Here is a 25,557-nt window from a genome sequence, read left to right on the forward strand (position 1 = left end):
AAACGAAGGAGAAACAATCTATGACCACAGACCCCAGTAATCAGACCTTGCTTTGGCAACTGCTGCTGATTGCGGTATTGACATTGGTGAACGCATTTTTTGCGGCATCCGAAATCGCATTTGTTTCATTGAACAAAAATAGGGTGGCGAACCAGGCCATCAAAGGGGATGAAAAAGCGCGAAAAATTTTGGCGCTTTTGGACCATTCCGATGATTTTTTGGCGACTATCCAAGTTGCCATTACTTTCGCGGGCTTCCTTTCCAGTGCTTCAGCTGCCAATACTTTCGCAGCCAGACTCGACCCCTATTTGAGTAATATACCCGGAGCTGAACAGGCTGCCATTCTGATTGTCACGCTAGCACTCTCCTATATTTCCTTGGTATTCGGTGAACTGTATCCGAAACAACTGGGGTTGCAGCGCCCGGAAGAAGTGGCGCGGGCAGGTGCAGGCTTCATCACTGTCGTTCAAAAGCTGATGAAACCCTTCGTTTGGTTCCTATCCTTTTCCACCAGTGTGTTGGAAAAAATGACGCCGATCACGTTCACGAGCGGCAACGATATGTTTTCGCGCGAAGAAGTGCGCGAGCTGCTGGAGAAGAGCAGTGATGAAGGGACCATCGAAAGGATGGAATTCAATATGCTGAAAGGGGTGCTTTCCATGGACAACAAAATGGCCCGGGAGGTTATGGTGCCGCGGACGGATACCTTCATGCTGAATGTGAACGATGATGTCGAGGAGAACATAGAAGCCGCATTGGATTCCCCGTATACCCGCATACCGATTTATGAAGATGACAAGGACAATATCATTGGTGTGTTGCATCTGAAGAATTTGTTGAAGGAATCCAAGGATACCCCTATAAATCAGATTGATCTGCGAAAAATCATGAATGAGCCTCTTTTTGTTCCGGAAACAATCCTTACGGATGAATTGATGTCCTATCTGAAGAAAAGCCATAACCAATTGGCGTTGCTACATGACGAATATGGCGGCATGGTGGGGATTGTGACCTTGGAGGACATTCTCGAAGAAATCGTTGGCGATATCGAGGATGAATACGATGAAAGTTATGTGCTGATCGCGCGGATCGGTGATAATGTATACGAAGCCGATGGGGCTACGCCTTTGCATCGTTTCAATGACTATTTTGGCACGCAATTTGAATCGGCGGATGTCGATACGATCGCCGGTTATTTGTTGACGGAGTTGGGTGAGTTTCCAGAAGAAAATGAGGAAGCATCCATCGAAGAGAACGGATTGGTCATCAAAACGTTGGAGTTCGACAATCGCCGCCTGTTGAAAGTCGGGGTGTCTTATATGAACGAAAATGATCGCCCCGCAAAAGAACGTTTCAAAGAGGACAAGGCAGCGGCAGAGGCTGAAGAAGCCGCTGATTTAACAGAAGAAACAAAATGAATACTGAGCAGTCTTGCCCGGATCGATAAAAGTCGGTCAGGGCGAGGCTGTTTTTTGCAATAGGGCTCCTTGGCATGCACACAGATAGCAACACGTAACTGCGGGCTGCATGCTGATGCAACGACAATCTTGTGGAATGCTCGGATTTCTTGTATAATAACAAAGGTATTATCGTGGGTTAGCGTGTGCATATTGCTCATGCTATCTTTTTGTGTAGATAGCGTTCACGATGGAGATATTTGGAAAAAGGGGAACAATATGACTCAAACATTAGCAGATAAAGTAAAAGCAAGAAGAACTTTTGCCATCATTTCCCATCCGGATGCCGGTAAAACGACCATCACGGAGCAGTTGTTGTTGTTCGGGGGCGCAATCCGCCAAGCAGGGACGGTAAAAGGGAAAAAATCAGGCAGATTCGCCAAATCGGATTGGATGGATATCGAAAAACAAAGGGGTATTTCGGTAACCAGTTCGGTCATGCAGGTTGATTATGACGGAAAACAGATCAATATTTTGGATACGCCCGGGCACGAGGATTTCTCGGAAGATACGTACCGTACGCTGATGGCTGTGGATAGCGCAGTGATGGTCATCGACAGCGGGAAGGGTATTGAGCCCCAGACAAAGAAATTATTCAAAGTCTGCAGCATGAGAGGGATTCCGATCTTTACCTTCATCAATAAAATGGACCGTGATGGCCGCGAGCCGATGGATCTGATTGCGGAATTGGAAGAAGTTTTGGGGATCGAGGCCTATCCGATGAACTGGCCGATGGGCATGGGGAAAAATTTGTTGGGTCTGTATGACATCTACAATAATCGCGTGGAATTGACTCATCCTGAAGAAAATGAAGACAACGATTTCCTGCCGCTGAATGAAGATGGCGAAATCGAAGGCGATTACCAAGTGACGCAATCAACCATCTATACCCAAGCAGTTGAAGATGTTCAATTGTTGAAAGAGGCGGGCAACGACTTTTCGGAAGAAGCGATCGCAGCCGGGAAATTGACGCCTGTCTTCTTTGGATCAGCTTTGACTGGATTCGGCGTCCAGACATTCTTAGATGCCTTTGTGGATTTTGCTCCAAGCCCAAGTGAGCATGTGACCGTAGCGGAAGAGATTGTGGAACCTACGGACGAAAACTTTACCGGCTTCATCTTCAAGATCCAAGCAAATATGAATCCCGCTCACCGAGACAGGATTGCCTTCGTGCGGGTCTGCTCCGGTGAATTCAAGCCCGGAATGGACGTTTTTGTTCACCGCACCGGCAAAAAGATCAAACTGGCGCATACGACGCAGTTCATGGCCGATTCCCGTGAGCAAGTCCAAACGGCTGTAGCGGGCGACATCATCGGACTGTACGACACCGGTAACTTCCAAATCGGCGATACAATCTATGAAGGCAAAAAAGGCCTTCAGTTCGAAGCGTTGCCGCAATTTACACCGGAATTGTTCATGAAAGTCACTCCGAAAAATGTCATGAAGCAGAAATCTTTCCATAAAGGTGTGCAACAGTTGGTTCAAGAAGGAGCCATCCAATTGTACAAAACCTACCATACAGAAGATTACATTCTGGGTGCGGTCGGCCAATTGCAGTTTGAAGTGTTCCAGTACCGTTTGCTGCATGAATACAACGCGGAGGTCGAAATGACGCCGATGGGCTCCAAAATTGCCCGCTGGATCGATTCGGATGATCTGGATCCGAACATGTCCTCAAGCCGTAACTTATTGTGCCGCGACCGTTTCGGCAACCCCGTATTCCTTTTCGAAAACCAATTTGCTATGCGCTGGTTCGAGGATAAATATCCGGAAGTCAAATTGACAGCTTTGCTTTGATTTGAACAAAACAAAAAACAAAACAAAAAACGCACATTGCCGAAAAAGCAGTGTGCGTTTTGCGTTAAGAAGAGTTTTTTTCGAGTGCAGAAAATGTCAATCATTTCAGATGAGATAGCTCCACGAAGTTATGACCAGGCATAACTTCCACATCGTCAACGGTAAGGTGCAACAATTTCGTCAGCACAAAGTCGATTTCGCTTTGTTTTACGCGACGATTTTTGTTGAGGATGATGACATCCTCATGTGTTGCGGCACCGGTAAAGATGACTGTAGTTTGTCCCAAAGAATACACTTTGACAAATTGAGCATCGGTGTTGGCCAATTGCTCACGTACAAGATCAGCGTGGCTATTTGTAACATCGATCAATTTCATGGACGAACACCCCTAACTTAGGTTGGCTGTTTATAGAATAATTATATAACAACTGTTGATTTATTTAAAGGGTAAAGAAATAAATGAATAATTTTCATTGCCTTTCAAAAGAAAAAGGCAAGAGTCCATTCATGAACTCTTGCCTTTGCGAAAGCGTATCTTATTCAGATACCGTTGTTTCTGTGCGTTCGACTTTGCTGACGACCATCAGATTGCCTTCTTCATCTGCGTCGACAAATAAATCTTTGATTTTAGGATTATCCAAGTAGAATTCGGCTACCTGGTCCTCAATCTGATCCTGGATGACACGGCGCAGTGGACGTGCACCCATGCTTGGGTCATAGCCCAGATCGATGAGGCGGTTTTTTGCTTTCTGTGAGACAGTAACGCTGATTTCTTTATCCTTAAGCAATTCGTTGACGTCATCCAACATAAGCGTGACGATGCTGCTCAAATTCTCTTTGGACAATTGGTTGAACTCGACGATCGCATCGAAGCGGTTGATGAATTCAGGTTTGAAGTAATCGCTCAAGCGATTCAGGATGGAATGCGTCTTGCCTTTCATGGCTGCGCCGAAACCTACACTTGCTTCCTGGACGCCTGTGCCGGCGTTGCTGGTCATGATGATGATGGTGTCCTTGAAGCTGACGGTTCTGCCTTGGGAGTCCGTCAGGCGGCCGTCATCAAGGATCTGCAGGAAGAGATGCATCACGTCCGGGTGGGCTTTTTCGACTTCATCGAGAAGCAGAATGCTGTAGGGACTGCGGCGGACACGCTCGGTCAATTGGCCGGCTTCGTCGTAGCCGATGTACCCAGGAGGCGAACCGATCAATTTGGAGACGGCGTGTTTTTCCATGTATTCGCTCATATCGAAGCGGATAATCGCATCCTCGGTCCCGAACATTTCGATCGCCAACTGTTTGGCCAATTCGGTCTTGCCGACACCGGTAGGTCCCACAAACAAGAAGGAGCCGATCGGGCGGTTTTTGCGGCTTAATCCGATCCGGTTTCTGCGGATCGCTTTGGATACTTTGTCGATGGCTTCGTCCTGGCCGATGACATTTTTCTTCAGATCGCTATCAAGATTCCTCAATTGCGTTTGTTCTTTTTCAAGTAACTCACCTACCGGAATATTTGTTTTGATCTCAATAATCTTTTGGATATCCTGTTCCGTGACGACGGGATCGCCATCGGCCGGCGTCGGATTCTGTTTCATCTTGTTCAGATTGGTGATCTGATCGCGATAATAGGCAGCTTTTTCGTAATCTTCCGCATGCAGGGCTGCTTGTTTTTCCTGTTCCGCCGCTTCGATGCGTTCCTCGATCTGTTGCGGATCGATGGGCTTAATGGTCAGGTTCTTTTTGGATCCGGACTCATCGAGCAAGTCGATGGCTTTGTCCGGAAGGAAGCGATCCTGGATATAGCGGTGCGATAATTTGACAGCCGCTTCCAGTGCTTTATCCGAATATTTGACGTGATGATAATCTTCGTATTTCGGACGGATGCCTTGGAGAATGATCAAAGTCTGTTCAGGTGTCGGTTCATTCACCCGGACGGGCTGGAATCGGCGTTCCAAAGCAGCGTCTTTTTCGATTCTGCGGTACTCATTCAGCGTCGTGGCGCCGACCAATTGCAGTTCGCCTCTCGCAAGGGCGGGCTTCAGGATATTGCCTGCATCCATGCTTCCCTCAGCGTTTCCTGCCCCGACGATTTCATGGATTTCATCGATGAAGAGGATGATTTGTTTGTTTGCACGGATTTCATCCATCAATTTCTGCATCCGTTCCTCGAATTGGCCGCGGATGCCGGTTCCTTGGACGAGTGAGACGACATCCAAGCGGATCACTTCTTTGTCCAGCAATTTCTGAGGAACATCACCGTCCACGATTTTTTGGGCAAGGCCTTCCACCACAGCTGTTTTGCCGACTCCAGCCTCGCCTGTGAGTACCGGATTGTTTTTCGTGCGGCGATTCAGGATTTCGATGACGCGTGCGATTTCACTGTCTCTTCCGATGACAGGATCGATGCCGCCATCGCGGGCCAATTGCGTCAGGTTGATGCCGTATTCGTCCAGCAAGCCGCCTTTGCCGCCGCCTTTTCCTCCACGGGCAGATTCAGGGGCAGGAGGCTGTTGGAAATTCTGTTCTTGGTTTTGCTGCATTTTCTTGAAGAAGGAATCCAGATTACCGAAAGAAAAAGGGTCTACAGGGCCTTGGGATCTTGGATTCGGATTGTTTTGTTGCGATTGAGCGGCTTTGAATTCTTGATAGCAACTCTGGCATAAGTCGATTTGGCGTCTTTGTCCATTCACGCTGGCATACAGATGAATGGAAGCTTGGTTTTTTTCGCAATTTTGACAAAGCATGGCAATCTTCCTTTCTATGTGGATCATAGCTACATGTATATTATAGTAGTAACGGCTAAGGAATTCTCGTGAGAAGGTATCCTGACCAACTCTGACCTTATGATCCCATTATACATTGACCTATTTTGACTTTCAAGTAGTTTGCCTTGAAACGAAACGAAAATTTTATAGCGGGACGCCATTCAGCCTAACGGAATGGTTGTATTAAATTAGTGGCATTTCGGCAATTATGACAAAAATTTGAACGAATCTGGTTAAAACAGTTGTAGTATAAAGCGAAAGATGGTAATCTTATTCAATGAAAGGGTTATTTTTAGTCCGTGTTTCCATTTTTCTGTTATAATGGAAACGTATTAAAAATACCTTAAATAAATACATCTCAAAAGGGGTTTATGACATGGAAAGAAAAGAATATCACGTAATCGCAGAAACAGGGATTCACGCACGTCCAGCAACTTTATTGGTGCAAACTGCAAGCAAATTTAATTCAGATATCAATTTAGAATACAAAGGTAAATCAGTTAACTTAAAATCCATCATGGGTGTAATGTCATTAGGCGTAGGCCAAGGCGCTGATGTTGTCATCACTGCAGAAGGTCCGGACGAAGCAGACGCTATGGCTGGAATCACTGAAACAATGGTAAAAGAAGGGCTAGCAGAGTAATATGAAAAACCACTTACAAGGAATAGCAGCTAGTGACGGTATTGCAATCGCGAAAGCGTATTTGCTTACTGAACCGGATCTATCCTTTGAGAAGCGTAAAGTGGAAGATTCAGAAGGCGAAATTGCTCGCCTTTTGCAAAGCTTTGAAACCGCTAAATCAGAGGTAAGTGCAATCAGAGACAAAGCGGCAGTGTCACTTGGCGAAGAAGAAGCACAAGTTTTTGATGCACATTTAATGGTATTATCCGATCCAGAAATGATTGGATCAATGAACTCCAACATCCGCGACAACGGTGTGAATGCTGAATCAGCACTTTCTGATGTTGCCGGCATGTTCATCGGTATGTTCGAAGCGATGGAAGACAATCCATACATGCAAGAACGTGCTGCGGATATCCGCGACGTTACGGAGCGTGTATTGAGCCACTTGTTGGGCGTCAAAATCCCTAACCCATCGTCAATCACTGAAGAAGTGATCGTCGTTGCAAAAGATTTGACTCCTAGTGATACTGCTCAATTGAACCGTGATTATGTAAAAGGATTCGTTACCGACATCGGTGGACGCACATCCCACAGCGCAATCATGGCCCGTTCTTTGGAGATTCCTGCAATCGTAGGTTCAAAAGAAATCACACAAATCGTCAAAGATGGCGATATCATCATTTTGGATGGTTTGGACGGCGACGTCTTCATCAATCCTGATGAAGAAACATTAGCTGCATACAAGAAGAAAGCTGAAGAGTTCTCTGCGATGCAAGCTGAATGGCACAAACTGAAGAATGCAGATACAGTGACAGCAGACGGTAAACACATCGAATTGGCAGCCAATATCGGAACGCCTAAAGATTTGGAAGGCGTTATCGCCAACGGCGCTGAAGCAGTAGGTCTATATCGTACTGAATTCCTGTACATGGATTCTTCGGACTTCCCGACAGAAGATGAGCAATTCGATGCTTATAAAACTGTTTTGGAAGGCATGGAAGGCAAACCTGTCGTAGTTCGTACAATGGACATCGGTGGGGACAAAGAATTGCCTTATTTGGAATTGCCGAAAGAAATGAATCCATTCTTGGGTTACCGTGCAATCCGTATTTGTTTGGCTGAGCCAGAAATGTTCCGTACACAATTGCGTGCATTGTTGCGTGCTTCCGTTTACGGTAAATTGCGCATCATGTTCCCGATGATTTCGACTCTGAACGAATTCAGAGCTGCAAAAGCGATGTTGGATGAAGAAAAAGCGAATCTATTAGCCGATGGCGTAGAAGTCGCTGATGATATCCAAGTAGGTATCATGATCGAAATCCCAGCAGCAGCTGTTTTAGCTCATCAATTCGCTAAAGAAGTAGATTTCTTCAGTATCGGAACAAATGACTTGATCCAATACACAATGGCGGCAGACCGCATGAACCAACAAGTTTCGTACTTGTATCAACCATACAACCCAGCTATCCTTACGCTGATCAAGCATGTTATCGATGCTTCTCATGCTGAAGGCAAATGGACTGGTATGTGTGGCGAGATGGCCGGCGATCAAACAGCGGTTCCGTTGTTGGTAGGTCTTGGTTTGGATGAGTTCTCCATGAGCGCATCCAGCGTCCTGAAAACACGCAGCTTGATGAAACGCTTGGATTCCAAAGAAATGGAAAAACTAGCGGACAAAGCGATCAATGAATGTACGACTGTTGAAGAAGTCATTGCATTGGTTGAAGAAATGAAAGCTAAATTAGTAGACTAAGCCGATTCAGGTTAAAAAGGCCGGGCATGCTTGCATGCCTGGCCTTTTTGTGTGCCTGCGATTTCAAACCGATCATGGATATACAGTCCGTTATATGCTCATCCCGTTTCGGGCGGATATATTTTGAAAAGTAGGTCTGCGGGATGAGTGACAAATATCAGAATGTTCTATATACTGAATATATTGAGCAATTATAAATTTGATGGGATTTTTTCGAGGTGAAATCATGAGAATAGGCATGTTTACAGATTCGTATTTTCCTCAAGTGAGCGGGGTATCCACTTCAATCCGCACCTTGAAAGAGGAATTGGAGGCAGAAGGTCATGAGGTCATCATTTTTACCACAACCGACCCGAAAGCTGACGAAGCTGAAGAAAATATAATCCGTTTGACCAGTATCCCGTTCTTGTCTTTCAAAGATCGTCGGGTTGCGGTGAAAGGGATGAACAAAGCGTTGAAGGAAGCGAAGAAACAGAATATCGATATCGTGCATACGCATACGGAGTTCAGTTTGGGATTGACGGGCAAATTTGTTGGCTATATGCTGCAGATTCCGACAGTGCATACCTACCACACCATGTACGAAAAATATCTGCACTACATCGCTAAAGGGAAAGTTGTGAAGCCCCGGGCTGTTAAGATAGCCTCCCGTTATTTCTGCAACAGTACGATGGGCATCATTGCTCCAAGCGAGCAAATGAAGGAGAAATTGGCATCTTACAACATCTACAAGGAAATCCGCGTCATCCCAACGGGTGTCAAGATACCAGAACGGATTGCCGGCATCAAAACCAGCAAGCGCAAAGAGTTGGGCATTTCGGATTCCGAATTGGTGCTGCTCTCCCTCAGCAGGTTGTCCTCAGAAAAAAATCTGGACAAGCTTGTTCATGCCTTTCCTGAGGTTGTCGAAGCCTACCCGTCCGCGAAGCTTGTGTTTGTCGGGGATGGGCCGATGCGCCATGAATTGGAAGCGCTGGTGTCGGAAATGGATTTGACCCGAAACGTGATTTTCGTCGGCGAAGTGAGAAATGAAGATGTGAGCGAATATTACCAGATGGCGGATATTTATATCAATGCTTCAGAATCTGAGACGCAAGGCTTGACCTACTTGGAATCAATCGTGAACGGGTGTCCGGTCATCGCGAAACGGAATGACTATTTATCCGGTCTGATAACAGAGGATAGCTTAGGGATGTTGTTCGAAGAGGATGACAAAATCGGCAAGACAATCATCGCCTATGCGGACTTTTTTCATAGTTCCGATGTTGCGATCAACCAAGAAGTATGGGATGAACTGATGCAGGAAATTTCTTCAAAAGCATTTGCGGGTGCCGTATTGAGCTATTATCAAACAAGTATCGACATTTATGAATCGCAGCCGCGCGAAGAATTGAAATTGAGAGTGAATCTCCTGGAAAAAATCAAACGTTGAGCCTGAACGCCGGGAAGCAGATTGCTTGGATAATCTGTTTCCCGGCGCTTTTTTGTTTTTATCTGCGCTAGGCGTAAGGTATACTGTTAACATAGCGTTTAGAAGGGACGGTTGTACAAATGGAAAAAATTGGTTTTATAGGAACGGGTGTCATGGGCTCATCCATGATCAGACATCTTTTGAATGCGGGCTATCCTGTCCATGTCTATAATCGAACGAAGAGCAGGGCTGATGCGGTCATCGCAGAGGGGGCAAAATGGTGCGATACGCCGGCCGATGTGACGGCGCAAGCAGATATCATCATCACGATAGTAGGCTATCCGACAGACGTTGAAGAGACCTATTTTGGTGATGCCGGAATCTTCTCGCAAGCGGATGACCACCATATTCTCATTGATATGACGACGAGTACGCCGACATTGGCGGAAAAAATATATGCTTTTGGGAAAGAAAAAGGGATTCGGACTCTGGATGCCCCGGTATCAGGCGGAGACAAGGGTGCGCAGAACGGAACGCTCACAACGATGGTAGGCGGAGATGAAGAAACATTTGATGCCGCAAAAGATGTCTTGTCGGTTTTTTCGAGCAAAGTAATGCTGCAAGGACCAGCCGGCAGTGGCCAACACACTAAAATGGCCAACCAGATCATGGTTGCAGGCACGATGACCGGTATGACCGAGTTGCTTGTTTATTCTAAAGCTGCCGGATTGGATCTGGAACGCGTAATCGAGCAAGTCGGTTCCGGCAGCGCCGCGAACTGGTCTTTGACGAACTATGGTCCTCGAATCCTGAAGGAAGATTACACAGCAGGGTTCTTCGTCAAACATTTTGTCAAAGACCTTAAAATTGCGCTGGATGAAGCGGAGAAGATGGGCATCGATTTGCCGGCTACAAGACAGGCGTCGCTCCTTTACGAACAATTAGCGGACAAAGGTTTCGCTGATGATGGTACGCAAGCGTTGGTGAAGCTTTGGTGGGGCGAATAAGGCGCACTGCTCAAATATTGATTTTCTTGGGTAAATTACAGTAAATTGATGCGCACTCAGAAAAAAAATGCTAGAATAAATAAGAAGTTAGTCTTGAAAGGGGAAATATCATGAAACCTTCACAGCTCTCAGCGATCCTTCGTCGCCTAGAAGTAATGATGGAAGACAATGGTGATGTCGAAATCCGTCGTTTTGAAAAAGCAGGCGTAGAACGTTGCGTCGTTAAATACAACCGCGATACGGAAAGTTTTGAATTGGAAGAACACGATTCAAACCAAACTTATCAATTTGATGATCTTGATTTAGTTGCCATCGAAATTTACGAATTATTACAAGATTAATTCATCCATCCTTGCATGAACTAAGGCAGCGGGAAAATGAGTCGGCTCATTTTCCCGCTGCCTTTTTTTGTCTTTTCCATTTTCATGGGAATAAAGTGGCAATCATTAAAATTTTTTAATTTTTATGTAGAGTAATTCCGCAACATTCAGTATACTGTGTAATAAGGAAATAATTGAAGAGGTGGAATAATGGCAAACAAGATTTACGTAGGTTTATTAGGACTAGGAACGATAGGGACTGGCGTTGCCCGCATCATCGGCGGCCACCAAAATAAAATCAATCAAGTCGTCGGACAGGAAGTAGTCATCAAAACGGTTCTGGACCGCGATATCGAAAAATGCAAAACGTTCTTTGGCGATGCTGTTCATTGCACAGATAATTTTGATGAGATTTTGAATGACGAAGAAATTTCGATCATAGTAGAATTGATCGGATATGTTCCGGCAGCAAAAGACTACATCTCCAAAGCTTTTGCTGCTGGAAAGCATGTCGTTTCAGCGAATAAAGATCTTGTGGCTTTGCATGGAAAAGAATTGGTCACTCTGGCGAAAGCGAACAAATGCGATTTCTTGTATGAAGCAGCTGTTGCTGGCGGTGTGCCGATCTTGCGTGCGATCACGGAAAGTTTCGCTTCCGACAACATCCAAAAAGTCATGGGAATCGTGAACGGTACGACCAACTTCATGATGACGAAAATGGACAAAGAAGGCTACTCTTACGATGAAGCCTTGGCATTGGCACAGGAATTAGGCTTTGCTGAAAAAAATCCGACAAGCGATGTCGATGGGTTGGATGCAGCGCGCAAAATGGTCATTTTGGCTCGTCTTGCCTTCGGAACGAATGATGTGACTTTGGATGATGTAGCAGTGACGGGTATCCGCAACGTTTCCATCAACGACATCAAATTGGCGAATCGTTTAGGCTACAAAATCAAGCTGATCGGTACTGCCGAAAAAATCGACGACAGCGTCAATGTGGAAGTCGGACCGGTATTTGTTCCGGAATCACATCCTTTGGCCAGCGTCAACAATGAAATGAATGCTGTCTTTGTGGCTGGGGAAGCCCTTGGGGAGACGATGTTCTACGGTGCTGGAGCTGGCGAGTTGCCTACCGCAACAGCCGTCGTCAGTGATGTGATGAATATCGCTAAAAATATCCTTATGGGAACCACCGGGAACATCTTTAACGAATATGAGGTAGAGACCCGAATCGCGAAGCCTGAGCAGGTTATCAATCCTGTATTCATGCGTTTGGAAGTTACCGATCGTGCTGGACAGTTTTTGGAATTGGCGAAAATCTTCGCCACTGCGGAAGTCAGCTTCGATAAAATCATCCAAGAGCCATTGGCAAACGGCAAAGCGATCATTGTCATCGTTACGCATCCGATGTCGAAAGCGCAAGAAAATGAAATCATCCAGGCGATGGAAGATAATGATGATATGAAATTGAAAGTCCATTTCAAAGTGTTGGAACACTGATCGGATTTCTTTCGTATTTCGAACACACTAAAGAGTAAGAAATGATGAACCATCGTTCTTTTGGAAAGGATTGATTAGTAGGATGTTTGATATCCGTGTACCGGCAACTTCCGCCAATTTGGGGCCAGGGTTCGATTCCCTTGGATTGGCTGTATCATTATATTTGACCTTGACTGTAAAAGAAGAGGCCGACGAGTGGGAAATCCTCCATGATTTGGGAGCAGGGATTCCGACTGATAAAACGAATCTGATTATTGAAACCGCATTGTCTTTGGCGCCGGACATGGCGCCAAGGAAAATCACGATGACGAGTGAAGTGCCTGCTGCCAGAGGTTTGGGCAGCAGTTCGGCTGCTATCGTTGCAGGGATTGAGTTGGCCAATCAATGCGCAGATCTGCAATTGAGCATTGATGATAAAATTCAAATCGCAACACGCATTGAAGGCCATCCTGACAATGTGACACCTGCCATCACCGGAGATTTTACGGTCGGAGCCGTTTTGGATTCCAAAGTATACTGGACGAAAGCGAGTTTCCCTGAAACTGCTTTGGTAGTGACGATTCCGGAAAAGGAATTGTTGACGAAAGAGAGCAGGGCTGTTTTGCCGGATGCGCTTCCGTTCAAGGAAGCTATCAAAGGCAGCAGCATCTCGAATATGTTGGTGGCGGCTGTTTTCTCGGGTGACATCGAAAAAGCGGGCGCATTGATGGAGCAGGATGTCTTCCATGAGCCTTATCGCGGCGCCTTGGTTCCGGAATTGAGTCAAGTTCGGGAATTGGGGCATGAGATGGGCGCGTACGGTACTTACCTGAGTGGTGCCGGCACGACGATACTCACGATGATCCATCCTGAAAAGGCAGCAGCATTCGTAGCTGCGGCAAAAGCAGCTGTCAAAGACAGTGAAGTCAAGTTGCTGCATGTTGAAAAAAATGGCGTGCAAGTAATCAAATAATAGTGGGCCCGAGGAGTAAAATCCTCGGGTTTTTTGTATTTTTGGGGGGGGCGCCCGCAAGATTAGGGGCGAAAGCGAGCAGAAAAGATGAATAACAGAAAGTTATCCATGTATTTAGGCCGAATGCGGGAAGAAAAGATGGATATCGGAAAGTTATCCATGTCTTTGGGCCGGATGCGAGCAGAAAAGATGAATAACGGAAAGTTATCCATCTTTCCAGGCCCGAGCGCAAGCGTCCGGATGTCTAACCGTGTTCTGAATCCCAGAAATCTGTGCCTAAGCTGACTACCACACACGGACAAAAAGCGTCCGTTTAGTGTTAGTCCTCTTAGTGCTCGATTTCTACCCGGGATTTGTCATGGCTCTTGCGATTTCAATCGCATAGAGACATGATACACTTGGGCGCTTGCGACCACAGTGCTACCCGACACTCTCCCGCATAGCATCGCGCTCCTCTTAGACGCGCTCTGCTATGCAGGGGGTTCCGCCTAATCTGATTAGCCTACATGGGCAAAAAGCAGCCCATTGCGGCTAATCCGTTTAGTGCTCGCCCCCTACCGCATAGCATCGCGCTCTTGTATTTTTTGGTTTATGCTTTATAATGTTACTGGAATGGGGTTATAATATACAATTGGATAGTAGTGAGGCTGGGTCAAAACTTTTTTGCGGGGTACAGGATGTTTTTTTCGGATTGTGTGCCGTGCAGTTTTTCGGTTTTGGGGCGCGACTTGGGGGAGTTCTCTCGGGTTCTGCTTGAAAAGTGACGTTGTTGCTTTTTCCCGTCCTCTTATTTTTTTGATGAGGAGACATTATGTTAAATAAATTCAAACCGACATGGATGGTGGAGTCCATCTATCACATCACTCCGGAACAACTTGAAAAGAACAACATCAAAGGTGTACTGACCGATCTGGACAATACCTTGATCGCCTGGAATAATCCGGAAGGGACACAGGAATTGAAGGATTGGATCGCTTTGATGAAAGAAAATGCGATACCTGTCGTCATCATCTCCAACAACAGCGATAAGCGCATCAAGATAATCGCGGACAAGCTGCAATTGACTTATGTGCCAAGGTCCATGAAGCCTTCCCGCCGTGGGTACATCAAGGCAGCTGAACAGCTGCAGCTTCCGTTGGACCAGTGCCTGATGGTTGGGGACCAATTGCTTACGGATGTTTTTGGTGCAAATCGAGCGGGAGTCAAGAGTGTGTGGGTAATGCCGATCATCAATTCGGACGGATGGAATACGCGCATAAATCGATTCTTTGAAAGAAAACTGCTGAAACGTTTGTTGAAAAATGATCCAGGAATGATATGGAGGAAATCACTTGACTAAAGAAGAATTAACAGAAGATCTCTATTGCATCGGCTGTGGGGCGAAAATCCAGACCGATGATCCGACCGAACGAGGGTATACCCCGGCGGCCGCTCTGCAAAAGGGATTGGATTCCGGGCAATTATACTGCCAACGCTGTTTCAGATTGCGCCACTACAATCAGATGGAAAAAGTATCCGTCACGGATGATGAGTTTTTGGCTATGCTGAATACCATCTCGATGGAAGATGCCTTGATCGTCAACGTCATCGATCTGTTTGATGTGTACGGCAGCATGATCCCCGGCTTGCATCGCTTTGCGGGCAAAAATAAAGTGTTGGTTGTCGGAAATAAAGTGGATGTTTTGCCGAAATCGGTCAAACTGTCCCGTGTGAAGCAATGGTTGACGGAACAGGTGCAGTCAGTAGGCTTGCGCCCGGTTGATGTCATGCTGGTAAGCGGCAAGAAAGCGACGTCCATCGATGATCTGTTGGAAACCATCGAAGAACACCGGGATGGCAGAGATGTTTATGTCGTGGGCGTTACGAACGTAGGTAAATCCACTGTCATGAACCAGATCATCCGTGCGGCGACAGGCAACAAGGAAGATGTCATCACGACTTCCCAATTCCCTGGCACAACGTTGGATCAGATCCGTATTCCTTTGGACGATGGGCATTTCCTCATCGATACGCCGGGGATCATCCATCATCATCAGATGGCGCATGTGCTGAGCCCGAAAGAATTGAAGCTCGTAGCGCCGCAACACGAAATCAAACCGATCACTTATCAATTGAACCCGGAACAGACACTGTTCTTGGGCGGCGCATCGCGCTTTGATTTCATCAGTGGAGAAAAATCATCCTTCACTTGCTATTTCTCGAATGACTTGAACATTCACCGCACCAAATTGGAAAAAGCGGATGAATTCTATGCAAAACATCTGGGGACCCTTCTTCAGCCGCCGTCTGCGGAAGACGCTGGAAATTTCCCGCCGTTGGTCAGACGTGAATTCAATGTCAAAGTACCGTCCGATATCGTATTTTCCGGATTGGGATGGATTACTGTCCGCAAACCAGGTAAAGTCGCAGCATGGGTCCCGCAAGGCGTGGACGCTGTCATGCGCAAACCGATCATTTAATTAGAAAAGCGGTACAAGCCCGCTCTGCCTCGAAAGAAATTTAGGAAATCTGCCCCTGAATGAGCATCGTAGAGCGCAATGGGTCAGATTTATCTAATTTCCGAGAGGCAGGCTTGGAGCGCTAGCCATCATATGAGGTGCAGAATTACTTTGGGAATAAATAAAACACCAACGGTGATGCACTTTTGAAAAAAATATATTTTCTTAGAATAAAAAGACTGAGGTGTCAAATGGAATTAAGAGGCAAACAAAAACAATATCTGAAAAAAGAAGCGCACCATATGAATCCGCTCTTCCAAGTGGGTAAAGGTGGATTGAACGAAGAGATGCTTTACCAAATCGGGGAAGCATTGGAGAAAAGGGAATTGCTGAAAATCGCTCTTCTGCAGAACACGGATGAAGAAACGGAAGATGTCGCTGCAGTGATCGAAGAAAAACTGCAAGCGAAAGTCGTCCAACAGATCGGACGCACGCTTGTGTTGTTCAAACCCTCAACCAAAGAAAAGAATCGTCGTTATTCGACTGTCGTTGAAAAAATCTAAAGGCAGGCCAATCCCTATTTTATTGAGGTGAGAAAAAATTGATCACAACTTTAAATTTGATCGGACAAACGGATTATATGATCATCGAAGAAACCGAGGTCGAGACGCAGATCGCTTTCCAGGACCGGAAACGCATCGGCATCATGGGAGGGACCTTCAGTCCGCCCCATTTAGGCCATCTGATCGTCGCGCAGCAGGTTGGGGAACAACTCGGCTTGGATAAGATCTATTTCATGCCCGATGCCGAACCCCCTCATGTCGACGAAAAAGAATCGATCCCGGCGAAACATCGCGAGTCGATGGTGCGGTTGTCCATTGCGGGCAATCCGCTGTTCGATATCGAAACGATCGAGTTGGAGCGGGGCGGCAAGAGTTTCACGATCGAGACGATGAAATTATTGACTGCCATGCATCCGGACACCGATTATTATTTCATCATCGGCGGGGACATGGTGGAATACTTGCCGAAGTGGGAACGCATCGATGAATTGGTGCAACTTGTGCAGTTCGTCGGCGTCGCCAGGCCAGGATACGGAAGGGAAAGCATCTATCCGATCATTTGGGTTGATGCGCCGTTGATCGACATCAGTTCGACGGAAATCCGCAAGATGGTCAAAACCGGCCGCTCGATCCGTTATTTGGTGAAAGAGGACGTCAAAGATTACATTTTGAAAGAAGGACTCTATCTCGATGACGAAGACTGAGCTTGCATACACAGGGATCTATACGGATTGGACGCGGGAAGCCATTTTGGCGGAAGTGGAAAAACAGATGAAGCCATCGCGTTTTCAGCATGTGCTGCGGGTCGAAGCCTGTTCCATCCAATTGGCGGAAAAATACGGCGCAGCTGTGGAAGCCTGTTCTTTGGCCGCTCTCCTGCACGACTTTTCCAAAGAGCATGACCCGGAAAGCATGAAGGCAATCGTCCTGTCCGAAGGGATGGACAGCGAAATGACCGGTTACGGCAGCGAAATCATGCATGGCCCTGTCGGCGCTTATTATGCCAAAACGCTATTCGGAATCACGGACGAGGCTATCCTTGGCGCAATCCGCCAGCATACAATCGGTGGCGAGACGATGACCCTGATCGGGAAAGTCCTCTTCATCGCCGATTACATCGAATCAGGACGCGCCTTCAAGGGTGTGGACGAAGCCAGAAGACTGGCTGCGGACAGCCTGGATGAGGCAGCATATTTTAAAATAGAAAAAACAATCATCCACCTGGTGAAGAAAGAACTGCCGATTTATCCCGGCACAATCTATGTCTACAACAGTTGGATCCAAAGAAAAGTGGGGAAATCAGAATGAAATTAACAAGTGAAGAATTATTGGAAGTAGTGGTTAAAGCAGCAGATGACAAATTGGCTCAGGATATCATGGCATTGGATGTACGCGGTTTGACATCTATCGGTGATTACTTTGTCGTCATGAACGGCCGTAATGAAAAGCAAGTCGCTGCAATCGTGGAAGCGATCGTAGAGAACGTGCACAAAAACAAAGGCGAAGTCAAAAATGTTGAAGGCAAAGATTCAGGTAAATGGACATTGATCGATTTGAACGACGTCATCGTGCATGTATTCAACCATGAGGAACGTGGCTATTACAACATCGAAAAATTATGGAGTGATGCGCCAATGGTCGACATCTCGGGGATGGTCACTGAGCAATGAGTTACGACATCTTTGCCCATTACTATGATGAAATAATGGACCAGTCTGTCTACGACAGCTGGCTTCTTTATGTTGAAAAATATACAGCCGGGAAATCCGGTCTGGACATCATGGAATTGGCATGCGGAACAGGAAAGATTGCAGTGGAACTGGCGAAAAAAGGCCATCGAGTAACAGGAGTAGATCTCTCCGACGAAATGCTTTCACTTGCATACAATCGGATGCAGGAAGAAGGCGTTACGCTTTCGTTGGCTGTGGGGGACATGCGTTCTTTGGAGCCGATGGGGGATTTTGACGTCGTGACGTGCTTCTCTGATTCGCTTTGCTACATGACTGATGAAGCTGAAGTGGCGGAAGTCTTTCAAAGCGTCATGCGGAATCTCGCTCCTGATGGTGTTCTTTTGTTCGACGTCCATTCGATGCATCAAGTCAATGACGTTTTTCCGGGATATCAATACATCTATCAGGATGAAGCGGGAGCCTTCCTATGGGAAAGTTTTGCCGGCGATGCTCCGAACAGTGTCGAGCATGATTTGACTTTCTTCGTGGGATCCCAGAGTAATCCGAAATTGTTCGAACGCCATTCGGAATATCATCGCGAACGCACGTATCCGCTGGAAGTCTATAAACGGCTCCTTGAAGAAGCCGGCTTCACCGATGTGACGGCTACAGCCGAATTTGGTGAAGCTGACGTGCACGCTGACAGTCCGCGCTGGTTTTTTGCCTGCAAAAAAGCTTAAGCAAACCAAGGCAAAAAACCGCGCAACCATAAATGAAACCAAAGGGGCGCTTCGATGAAAGCTTGTGGTGTAATCGCAGAATACAATCCTTTCCATAACGGTCACCGCTATCAACTGTCGGAAGCCAGACGGATGACCAAAAGTGATGTCATGGTTGTCGCAATGAGCGGCAATTTTGTCCAAAGGGGCGCTCCAGCTTTATTGGATAAATGGACGCGTGCGGAAATCGCATTGCGGAATGGCGCGGATATTGTCGTGGAGATGCCCGTGTTGGGAAGTGTGCAGGCCGCTGATCTGTTCGCAAAAGCAGGCATCCGCTTATTGCAGGCGATGCAGTGCGATGCCTTTGCATTCGGGGCTGAAGAAGGAACAGCAGAAGATTTCGTTTCTCACAGCCGCTTCTTGCGCGAACACGAAGCGGAAATCGATCGGATTTTTCAGACTTACCGAAATGATGGCAGAACCTATGCTGCGCAACTGGAAACGGCCATTGCCGACGTCTTGCGCCCACAAGGTTCTGCTATTTCCTTTTCAACGCCCAATAATCAGCTCGGATTGGCGTATGTCAAAGAAAATGAACAATTCCCCGAACCTATGGAAACGGCCATCGTGCTTAGGCGAGGTGCCGGGCACAACGACAGTGAAGCTTTTGGACAAGAATTTGCAAGTGGCACCGCCATTCGCGAATGGTCCCTCCACCACGGGAAAGAAACCGAAAGGGAGGACATGGGCAGGTTTGTGCCGCAAGAGACCTTAGAGGCGCTGGAGAGGCGCCCTCTGCTTGATTGGGCCTCTTACTGGGCGATGCTGCAATATCAGCTCATGCTGCTTTCACATACGGAACTCCGGAACATCTATCAGGTGGAAGAAGGCCTGGAGTACAGACTGAAAAAGGAGGCCGAGGATGCAGCTGATTTTATGGCCTTCATTCGGCGCATGAAGAACAAGCGTTGGACGTGGGCTCGGCTGCAGCGGGTTTGTTCCTATATTTTGTTGGGGATAACCAAGGACGAAGCGGATTCTTTCCAGAAAAAAGCGGACACAATCCGCTTGCTCGGGTTTACAGAGGCCGGAAGACGCTATCTGAACAGCTTGAAAAAAAACACGGATACTCCGATCGTCACGAAATTGCGTGAGCCCCATACAGCGGACTTGCAACTGGAAATCAGGAGCGACCGCATCTATCGTTTGGGGGGCCTTCCGGTTTTGGAGGAGCAGAATTTCACCCGGTCGCCCATTTACATCCGCAATGAGCCGAGGAATCCGTTCTAATTTTTTTGATAAAATTAATGAAAACTTTAATGAAAAATCGCAAGAAGCGTTTGACTGACTACAACCAAAGAAATATAATGGATAGGTTAATAGATGCTAGAACCGTTAATGTTCGGTTTTAGGCACTAAGGAGGACAATCAAATGAGCGAAGAAGCCAACTCCGTCAGTTTCGTTCCCGTAATCGTAGGGGGAAACAGAGGAGCCTATAGTTTGGCCAGAGCTTTCTATGAAGCGTACCAAGTTAAAACGAATCTCATCAGCCCGATGATCATAGGCCCTATCGGCAATTCCCGTATCATCAAGCATTACATCCAACCGGGAATCGATGACCTGGATCATTTTTTTGAGACCATTCAACAAATCGGCCGTGACTATCCGAATATGAAAAAAATCATCTTCGGGGCAGACGATCGCTATGCAGAACTGTTGATCCGAACGAAGGACCGCTTCAGTGATGATTGGATCATTCCGTATGTGGATGAAGATGTATTCCTGCGGGCGACCAATAAAGAAAGTTTCTACGCCATCTGTGAAAAAGCAGGTGTTCCTTATCCGAAGACTGTAGTCATGGATGAATTTTCACTGGAATTGCCGTTTGAATTTCCGATCATCATCAAGCCATCGAATGCCATCCTGTATCAGGGGCTGCATTTTGAAGGCAAAGAAAAAGTCTTCATCGGCCGCGATGAAAAAGATCTTGAACGCATCTATCATTTAGTGCGCGACAACGGCTATACAGACAACCTGATCCTGCAGGAGTACGTGTCCGGTGATGACACTTACCTTGGTGTCGTAACGGTCTACACATCTCCAAGGGACAAGGAAATCAAGCTGATTGCGTTCGGCCACATCCTTTTGGAAGACCATACACCATCCGCCATCGGAAACCATCTGACGATCTGGGCAAGGGAAGAGCAGAAAATCGTTGCTTCCGTCCAAAAACTGATTGCGGAAACCGAGTTTTATGGTTTCTCCAATTTTGACGTGAAGTACGATGAGCGCAAAGATGACTATGTTTTCTTTGAACTGAACGGGCGTCTGGGCGTCAGCAACTATTATGTCACCGCCAGCGGGAATAATGTAGCGAAATACTATATTGAAGATTACATAGCCAAGAAAAAACTTGGGGTCACGATCAACACGAATGAAGCCTTGTTCACTATGACACCAAAGAATCTTTTGCTGAAGTATGTCAAGTCCGATGTGTTGCGGAAAAAAGTAAAAGAGCTGTACAAAGATGGGAAAGTAGTGCACCCTTTGGATGCGCCTTTTGAAGTCAGCCCGAAAAGAAAATTCTATGTGCTGGCTTCTAAATTCAACTATTACAAAAAATTCAGAGAGCATCCGCCAGAGGAATGATCTGAATAAAGAAACAAACGGGAAACGAGGGATGAGAAAGTATGAAAAAATTTTTTGGTATTCTTGGAGGAATGGGAACGCTGGCGACGACCAATTTTCTCGTTGAAATGAACAAGCGTCATTTCCCTGAAAACGACCAAGATTATTTCAATTACATTCTGATGAATCACGCAGATATTCCCGATCGTACGGAATATATTTTGGATCCGACCAAACCGAATCCGGTGGAAGCAGTGATAGAAGATGTTCATATGTTGAATATTCTTCAGCCAGAATTCATCATCATGCCCTGCAATACTATCCATTATTTCTTCGATGATATTCAAAAGGAGACGGATATTCCGATTCTGAATATGATCGATCTTACGGTCGACTATATTGCGGAACATTATGAGGGCGCAAAAAAAGTCGGATTATTTGCCACAGAGGGAACGCATCAGAGCCGCATTTACGAAAATCGGCTTGTTGAGAAAGGGTACCAAGTGGTATTGCCGGACAGAGAATTACAAGACAAGATCAATAAAATGATTTATTATTACATCAAAGAGAGATCTCATTTATTTTTCCCTTTGTATTACGAAATTTTGGAAGATTTCAAAAATTGCGGTGCGGACATTGTGCTGCTGGGTTGCACGGAAGTTTCCTTGATGAACAGTGAAGATGAAGAACAACGCTATCCGATCGTCGACGCGGAAAAGGTGCTTTTGGACAAAACAATCGCGTTGGCCAAAGAATTAAAAGCATAAAAAAACGTTTTCCTTTTTTGATGTAAAGGAAAATACATTGACAAAGTTTTTTTTCACTAGTATAATTCAATTTGTTATTTTAGGGGTGATGGAAATGAAGTGGCCATTAAAAGAATTACAAGAACATCGTGGTGAACCGTACTATTTCTCTCGGATGATAGACCGGGAAAGTTCATTGATGCAAAGAAATAATGAAATCAAAGCAGTGTCGCCGATTAAGGCGGAAGGTTTCTTATTATACGAAAATCATTCTGTGCTTGCCAATTTCCGAATCGATTTAACGATTACCCTGCCTTCGTCAAGGTCGTTGGAATTAGTTGATGTACCCTTGCAATTAGCAATCGAAGAAGTGTACACTGAAAGTGAATCACTCTATCTCGAGCAGGACAAGCCTGCGGAAGTCGTGTTGCCGCTTGAAGGTGATGAAGTGAATCTGGTCCCCGCTATCGAGGACAACATTCTGCTGAATCTGCCTCTACAAGTGTTCACGCCGGAAGAGATGGTGTCCGATGAAATGCCTAGTGGCGCTGAATGGGAAGTTGTTTCCGAAGAATCTTTCGCAAGAAAGAGACAAGAGGAAAAAACCGATCAGATCGATCCGCGATTAGCTGGTCTGAAGGCCCTGTTAGAAGACGAAGAAAAAACAGAGTGAAATTTTTGACGCTGATTTTTAACTAAATACAGCGATTAGTACAGGGAGGTGTAAGGAAATGGCAGTACCTAAAAGAAGAACATCTAAAGCAAGAAAAGCAAAAAGACGTACGCACTTCAAGTTATCAATTCCAGGCTTGAACGCATGCCCTAACTGTGGCGAATTGAAAAAGAGCCACCACGTTTGTGCATCATGCGGTCACTATGACGGAGAAGTAGTTATCGAAAAACAAAGCTAATCCTGAAATGCCATCCGCAATTCCAGTCAGCAGAATGAATTTTCTGCTGGCTTTTTTTGTTCTCATTTTTCAAGGAGGCATAATTTTCCGGAATGATGTAAAATGTATGTATGCGGGCATATACGCCATATTTTTGTTAAGGAGCGTTGGGATGCAAAACTTCCACTATTTTGAAATTCTGTTGTATGTTTTTCCGATTTTAGAAATCATTCTGATCAATAAATTTTTTAGGCCGTATCTCAGGTATAAACAAATTATCCAATTGACGGTTGCGGACGTCGTGTTGCCGTTTTTGTTCGTAGGCATCCATCTGCTGAGTGTCTACAGTTTGACTTATTCACTCTTGCCGCACTTTCTGCTGGCGGCTTGCGTCGTCGGTCTGCTGCAGACGTTGTATTTTGACAAACGTAAAAAGATCCATCGGCCGAAGCGGTTCTATCGTTATTTCATAAAAATACTGTTTTTGATGGCACTGCTTTTTTATTATCTGTTGGTGCTGTTGCGCATTTATTTCCTTGTAAGGGGATAGTCCGAAAATTGAAGAATGAGGTGGCACGAAAACATGAAAGTATTATTGTACTCTGAAGGCATGAAATACATCGGGAAATCCGGTTTAGGCAGAGCCATCGAGCACCAGAAAAAAGCTCTCACACTGGAAGGGATATCTTTTACGACAGATTACAGAGATGATTTTGATCTGATGCACATCAATACCTACTTCGGGCAATCGTATCGTCTGCTGCATAAAGTCAAAAAGCAGGGGAAACCGATCGTTTATCATGCCCACTCCACAAAGGAGGACTTCCAGAATTCTTTTATCTTCTCCAACGCGGCTGCGCCGCTTTTCAGCAAGTGGATTCTGCACTGCTACAGCCACGGGGATGTGGTCTTGACGCCGACCCCTTATTCAAAACAATTGCTGCAGCAGGCGGGGCTGCAACAACCGATCATACCGATTTCGAACGGAATCGATTTGTCGTTTTACCAAGCGACTGCGGAAATGGGTGCGTCCTTCCGGCAGAAATATGGATATAATGCAACAGACAAGGTCGTCATGTCTGTCGGGCTTTACATCAAACGGAAAGGGATCCTTGATTTTGTCGCCTTAGCCAAAGCGATGCCCGCTTACCAGTTCATCTGGTTCGGGTACTTGAACCTCCATCAAGTTCCGCGGGAAATCCGTGAAGCGGTGGAGACAAAATTGCCCAATCTGCAATTTGCCGGTTATGTGGTTCCTGGTGAGCTACGGAATGCATACTGCGGTGCTGATTTGTTTTTCTTCCCAACCTACGAAGAAACGGAAGGAATCGTCCTTCTGGAGGCTCTTGCCATGGGACAGGAGATCCTGATCCGGGATATACCGATCTATGAAGATGATCTGGTCGATGGCAAGCACGTCTACAAAGGCAAGACGAATGACGATTTCCGAAGGTTGATCAGCGGCATTCTGGAAGGTGACCTGCCTTCTTTGAAGGCTGCCGGCCAGGATCGCATACGCCAGAAGGACCTCAGCTACATCGGTTCGGAATTGAGGAGTGCTTACGAAACTGCCATCCAGTTGCATAAGTCCGACAAAAGCCAAATCTCGGTCCCACAAACAAAATGATTTTTTGTGGGAGAAATCCCCACTTTCGATAAATTTACCGAAAACGACTGGTCCTAAGCGAGCTTTATCCGCGTGACGCTTGTGATGTCCCATCCTTGCGTCGGGCAAAAAGATAGATGATAACTGAAAACAAATTGATTTCGATTATTTAGCGAAATCAATTTGTTTTTTTTATGAATTGTTCGGGAAAATGTGGTAGAAAGTGGGGGGATGTGGTAGACTGAAAACATATTTGAAGGTGGGGGCGAGTGTCTTTATGTTGATGGGCGAATTCAAACACAATATAGATGCTAAAGGCAGATTGATCATGCCCGCAAAATTCCGCGAGGAATTAGGCGAAACTTTCATCATCACCCGTGGATTGGACGGCTGTTTGTTCGGCTATCCGTTAAGCCAATGGGAGCTGCTCCAAGAAAAATTGAAACAGCTGCCCCTTGCCAAAAAAGATGCGCGTGCTTTTACCCGTTTCTTCTATTCAGCCGCTATGGAAGCCGAATTGGATAAACAAGGGCGCATCAACATCCCTCAAACATTATTGGATTATGCGAAAATTGAAAAAGAATGTCGTATTGTCGGAGTAGCCGACCGTATTGAAATATGGAGCAACGAGAAGTGGGAAGAATTTGCTGATGAGGCTGCCGAAAACTTCGAAGATATTGCCGAAACGATGATCGACTTTGGATTGTAG

26 protein-coding genes are annotated in these 25,557 nt (G+C 46.1%); 24 read left to right on the top strand and 2 right to left on the bottom strand.

Translation table 11 applies throughout. From position 1 onward, the window contains the following. The first annotated feature begins 20 nt into the window (after positions 1-20). Both ACKPBX_RS12355 and ACKPBX_RS12360 read left to right on the top strand, forming a co-directional pair. Positions 21-1,418 carry a hemolysin family protein gene (locus tag ACKPBX_RS12355; RefSeq protein WP_119093172.1) on the top strand — a complete coding sequence of 466 codons (1,398 nt, stop codon included), beginning with the start codon at positions 21-23 and terminating at the stop codon, positions 1,416-1,418. Between the two features lie 258 nt (positions 1,419-1,676). Continuing rightward, entirely contained in the window at positions 1,677-3,254 is a 1,578-nt protein-coding gene (locus tag ACKPBX_RS12360; RefSeq protein WP_086628361.1) for a peptide chain release factor 3, read from the top strand. A gap of 100 nt (positions 3,255-3,354) precedes the next feature. Here ACKPBX_RS12360 and ACKPBX_RS12365 read toward each other — a convergent pair whose 3' ends face one another. Both ACKPBX_RS12365 and ACKPBX_RS12370 read right to left on the bottom strand, forming a co-directional pair. Next, positions 3,355-3,630 (bottom strand): DUF1827 family protein, encoded by a 276-nt coding sequence (locus ACKPBX_RS12365; RefSeq protein ID WP_068623254.1) that lies wholly within the window; start codon positions 3,628-3,630, stop codon positions 3,355-3,357. Positions 3,631-3,790: 160 nt separating this feature from the next. Next, positions 3,791-5,995: an ATP-dependent Clp protease ATP-binding subunit gene (locus ACKPBX_RS12370; RefSeq protein WP_319995543.1), complete on the bottom strand. Its 2,205-nt coding sequence runs from the start codon at positions 5,993-5,995 to the stop codon at positions 3,791-3,793. Between the two features lie 397 nt (positions 5,996-6,392). Between ACKPBX_RS12370 and ACKPBX_RS12375 the strand changes: the two genes are divergently transcribed. The 22 genes from ACKPBX_RS12375 to mraZ all read left to right on the top strand — a co-directional run bounded on the left by ACKPBX_RS12375 (position 6,393) and on the right by mraZ (position 25,557). Then, on the top strand, positions 6,393-6,659 hold the full coding sequence (locus ACKPBX_RS12375) for a phosphocarrier protein HPr (protein ID WP_068559983.1): 267 nt from the start codon (positions 6,393-6,395) through the stop codon (positions 6,657-6,659). A gap of 1 nt (position 6,660) precedes the next feature. Further along, positions 6,661-8,394: a phosphoenolpyruvate--protein phosphotransferase gene (ptsP, locus tag ACKPBX_RS12380; RefSeq protein ID WP_119093170.1), complete on the top strand. Its 1,734-nt coding sequence runs from the start codon at positions 6,661-6,663 to the stop codon at positions 8,392-8,394. A gap of 238 nt (positions 8,395-8,632) precedes the next feature. Continuing rightward, the gene (locus ACKPBX_RS12385; protein WP_319995544.1) at positions 8,633-9,826 is read left to right on the top strand and encodes a glycosyltransferase; all 1,194 of its coding nucleotides are present in this window, start codon (positions 8,633-8,635) and stop codon (positions 9,824-9,826) included. 119 nt (positions 9,827-9,945) lie between these two features. After that, positions 9,946-10,812 carry an NAD(P)-dependent oxidoreductase gene (locus ACKPBX_RS12390; protein ID WP_319995545.1) on the top strand — a complete coding sequence of 289 codons (867 nt, stop codon included), beginning with the start codon at positions 9,946-9,948 and terminating at the stop codon, positions 10,810-10,812. Positions 10,813-10,922: 110 nt separating this feature from the next. Beyond that, a complete protein-coding gene (locus ACKPBX_RS12395) occupies positions 10,923-11,153 on the top strand; it encodes a YkuJ family protein (RefSeq protein ID WP_086628356.1) in 231 nt (76 codons plus the stop codon). A gap of 189 nt (positions 11,154-11,342) precedes the next feature. Then, complete coding sequence (locus tag ACKPBX_RS12400; protein WP_319995546.1) at positions 11,343-12,632, top strand: homoserine dehydrogenase; 1,290 nt, start codon at positions 11,343-11,345, stop codon at positions 12,630-12,632. Positions 12,633-12,714: 82 nt separating this feature from the next. Continuing rightward, positions 12,715-13,584, top strand: coding sequence for a homoserine kinase (gene thrB / locus ACKPBX_RS12405; protein WP_119093167.1), 870 nt, complete (start codon positions 12,715-12,717; stop codon positions 13,582-13,584). A gap of 811 nt (positions 13,585-14,395) precedes the next feature. Beyond that, entirely contained in the window at positions 14,396-14,923 is a 528-nt protein-coding gene (locus ACKPBX_RS12410; protein WP_086628353.1) for a YqeG family HAD IIIA-type phosphatase, read from the top strand. Continuing rightward, the gene (gene yqeH / locus ACKPBX_RS12415; RefSeq protein ID WP_319995547.1) at positions 14,916-16,043 is read left to right on the top strand and encodes a ribosome biogenesis GTPase YqeH; all 1,128 of its coding nucleotides are present in this window, start codon (positions 14,916-14,918) and stop codon (positions 16,041-16,043) included. The genes ACKPBX_RS12410 and yqeH overlap by 8 nt, the downstream gene beginning before the upstream one ends. Positions 16,044-16,273: 230 nt before the next feature. After that, entirely contained in the window at positions 16,274-16,585 is a 312-nt protein-coding gene (gene yhbY, locus ACKPBX_RS12420) for a ribosome assembly RNA-binding protein YhbY (RefSeq protein ID WP_086628351.1), read from the top strand. 77 nt (positions 16,586-16,662) lie between these two features. Continuing rightward, positions 16,663-17,289 carry a nicotinate-nucleotide adenylyltransferase gene (locus ACKPBX_RS12425; RefSeq protein WP_086628428.1) on the top strand — a complete coding sequence of 209 codons (627 nt, stop codon included), beginning with the start codon at positions 16,663-16,665 and terminating at the stop codon, positions 17,287-17,289. Then, a complete protein-coding gene (gene yqeK / locus ACKPBX_RS12430; protein WP_119093164.1) occupies positions 17,276-17,893 on the top strand; it encodes a bis(5'-nucleosyl)-tetraphosphatase (symmetrical) YqeK in 618 nt (205 codons plus the stop codon). The genes ACKPBX_RS12425 and yqeK overlap by 14 nt, the downstream gene beginning before the upstream one ends. Next, complete coding sequence (rsfS, locus tag ACKPBX_RS12435) at positions 17,890-18,255, top strand: ribosome silencing factor (RefSeq protein ID WP_086628349.1); 366 nt, start codon at positions 17,890-17,892, stop codon at positions 18,253-18,255. Before yqeK ends, rsfS begins: the two co-directional genes overlap by 4 nt. Continuing rightward, positions 18,252-18,995 carry a class I SAM-dependent DNA methyltransferase gene (locus ACKPBX_RS12440; protein ID WP_319995548.1) on the top strand — a complete coding sequence of 248 codons (744 nt, stop codon included), beginning with the start codon at positions 18,252-18,254 and terminating at the stop codon, positions 18,993-18,995. Before rsfS ends, ACKPBX_RS12440 begins: the two co-directional genes overlap by 4 nt. A gap of 54 nt (positions 18,996-19,049) precedes the next feature. Continuing rightward, positions 19,050-20,267, top strand: a complete 1,218-nt coding sequence (locus ACKPBX_RS12445) for a nucleotidyltransferase (protein ID WP_119093162.1) — start codon at positions 19,050-19,052, stop codon at positions 20,265-20,267. A gap of 142 nt (positions 20,268-20,409) precedes the next feature. Next, complete coding sequence (locus ACKPBX_RS12450; protein ID WP_319995549.1) at positions 20,410-21,627, top strand: carboxylate--amine ligase; 1,218 nt, start codon at positions 20,410-20,412, stop codon at positions 21,625-21,627. Between the two features lie 41 nt (positions 21,628-21,668). Beyond that, positions 21,669-22,373: an aspartate/glutamate racemase family protein gene (locus ACKPBX_RS12455; protein ID WP_119093160.1), complete on the top strand. Its 705-nt coding sequence runs from the start codon at positions 21,669-21,671 to the stop codon at positions 22,371-22,373. Between the two features lie 94 nt (positions 22,374-22,467). Next, positions 22,468-23,025, top strand: coding sequence for a YceD family protein (locus ACKPBX_RS12460; RefSeq protein ID WP_160117026.1), 558 nt, complete (start codon positions 22,468-22,470; stop codon positions 23,023-23,025). A gap of 58 nt (positions 23,026-23,083) precedes the next feature. After that, the gene (gene rpmF / locus ACKPBX_RS12465) at positions 23,084-23,263 is read left to right on the top strand and encodes a 50S ribosomal protein L32 (protein ID WP_086628343.1); all 180 of its coding nucleotides are present in this window, start codon (positions 23,084-23,086) and stop codon (positions 23,261-23,263) included. Positions 23,264-23,414: 151 nt separating this feature from the next. Further along, entirely contained in the window at positions 23,415-23,792 is a 378-nt protein-coding gene (locus ACKPBX_RS12470; RefSeq protein WP_160117024.1) for a DUF3397 family protein, read from the top strand. 33 nt (positions 23,793-23,825) lie between these two features. Then, positions 23,826-24,869, top strand: a complete 1,044-nt coding sequence (locus tag ACKPBX_RS12475; protein ID WP_319995550.1) for an LTA glycolipid anchor biosynthesis glycosyltransferase, IagA/BgsA family — start codon at positions 23,826-23,828, stop codon at positions 24,867-24,869. Positions 24,870-25,125: 256 nt separating this feature from the next. Continuing rightward, positions 25,126-25,557 carry a division/cell wall cluster transcriptional repressor MraZ gene (gene mraZ / locus ACKPBX_RS12480; protein ID WP_086628340.1) on the top strand — a complete coding sequence of 144 codons (432 nt, stop codon included), beginning with the start codon at positions 25,126-25,128 and terminating at the stop codon, positions 25,555-25,557.

It is taken from the genome of Trichococcus shcherbakoviae, assembly GCF_963666195.1.
Lineage (GTDB): Bacteria > Bacillota > Bacilli > Lactobacillales > Aerococcaceae > Trichococcus > Trichococcus shcherbakoviae.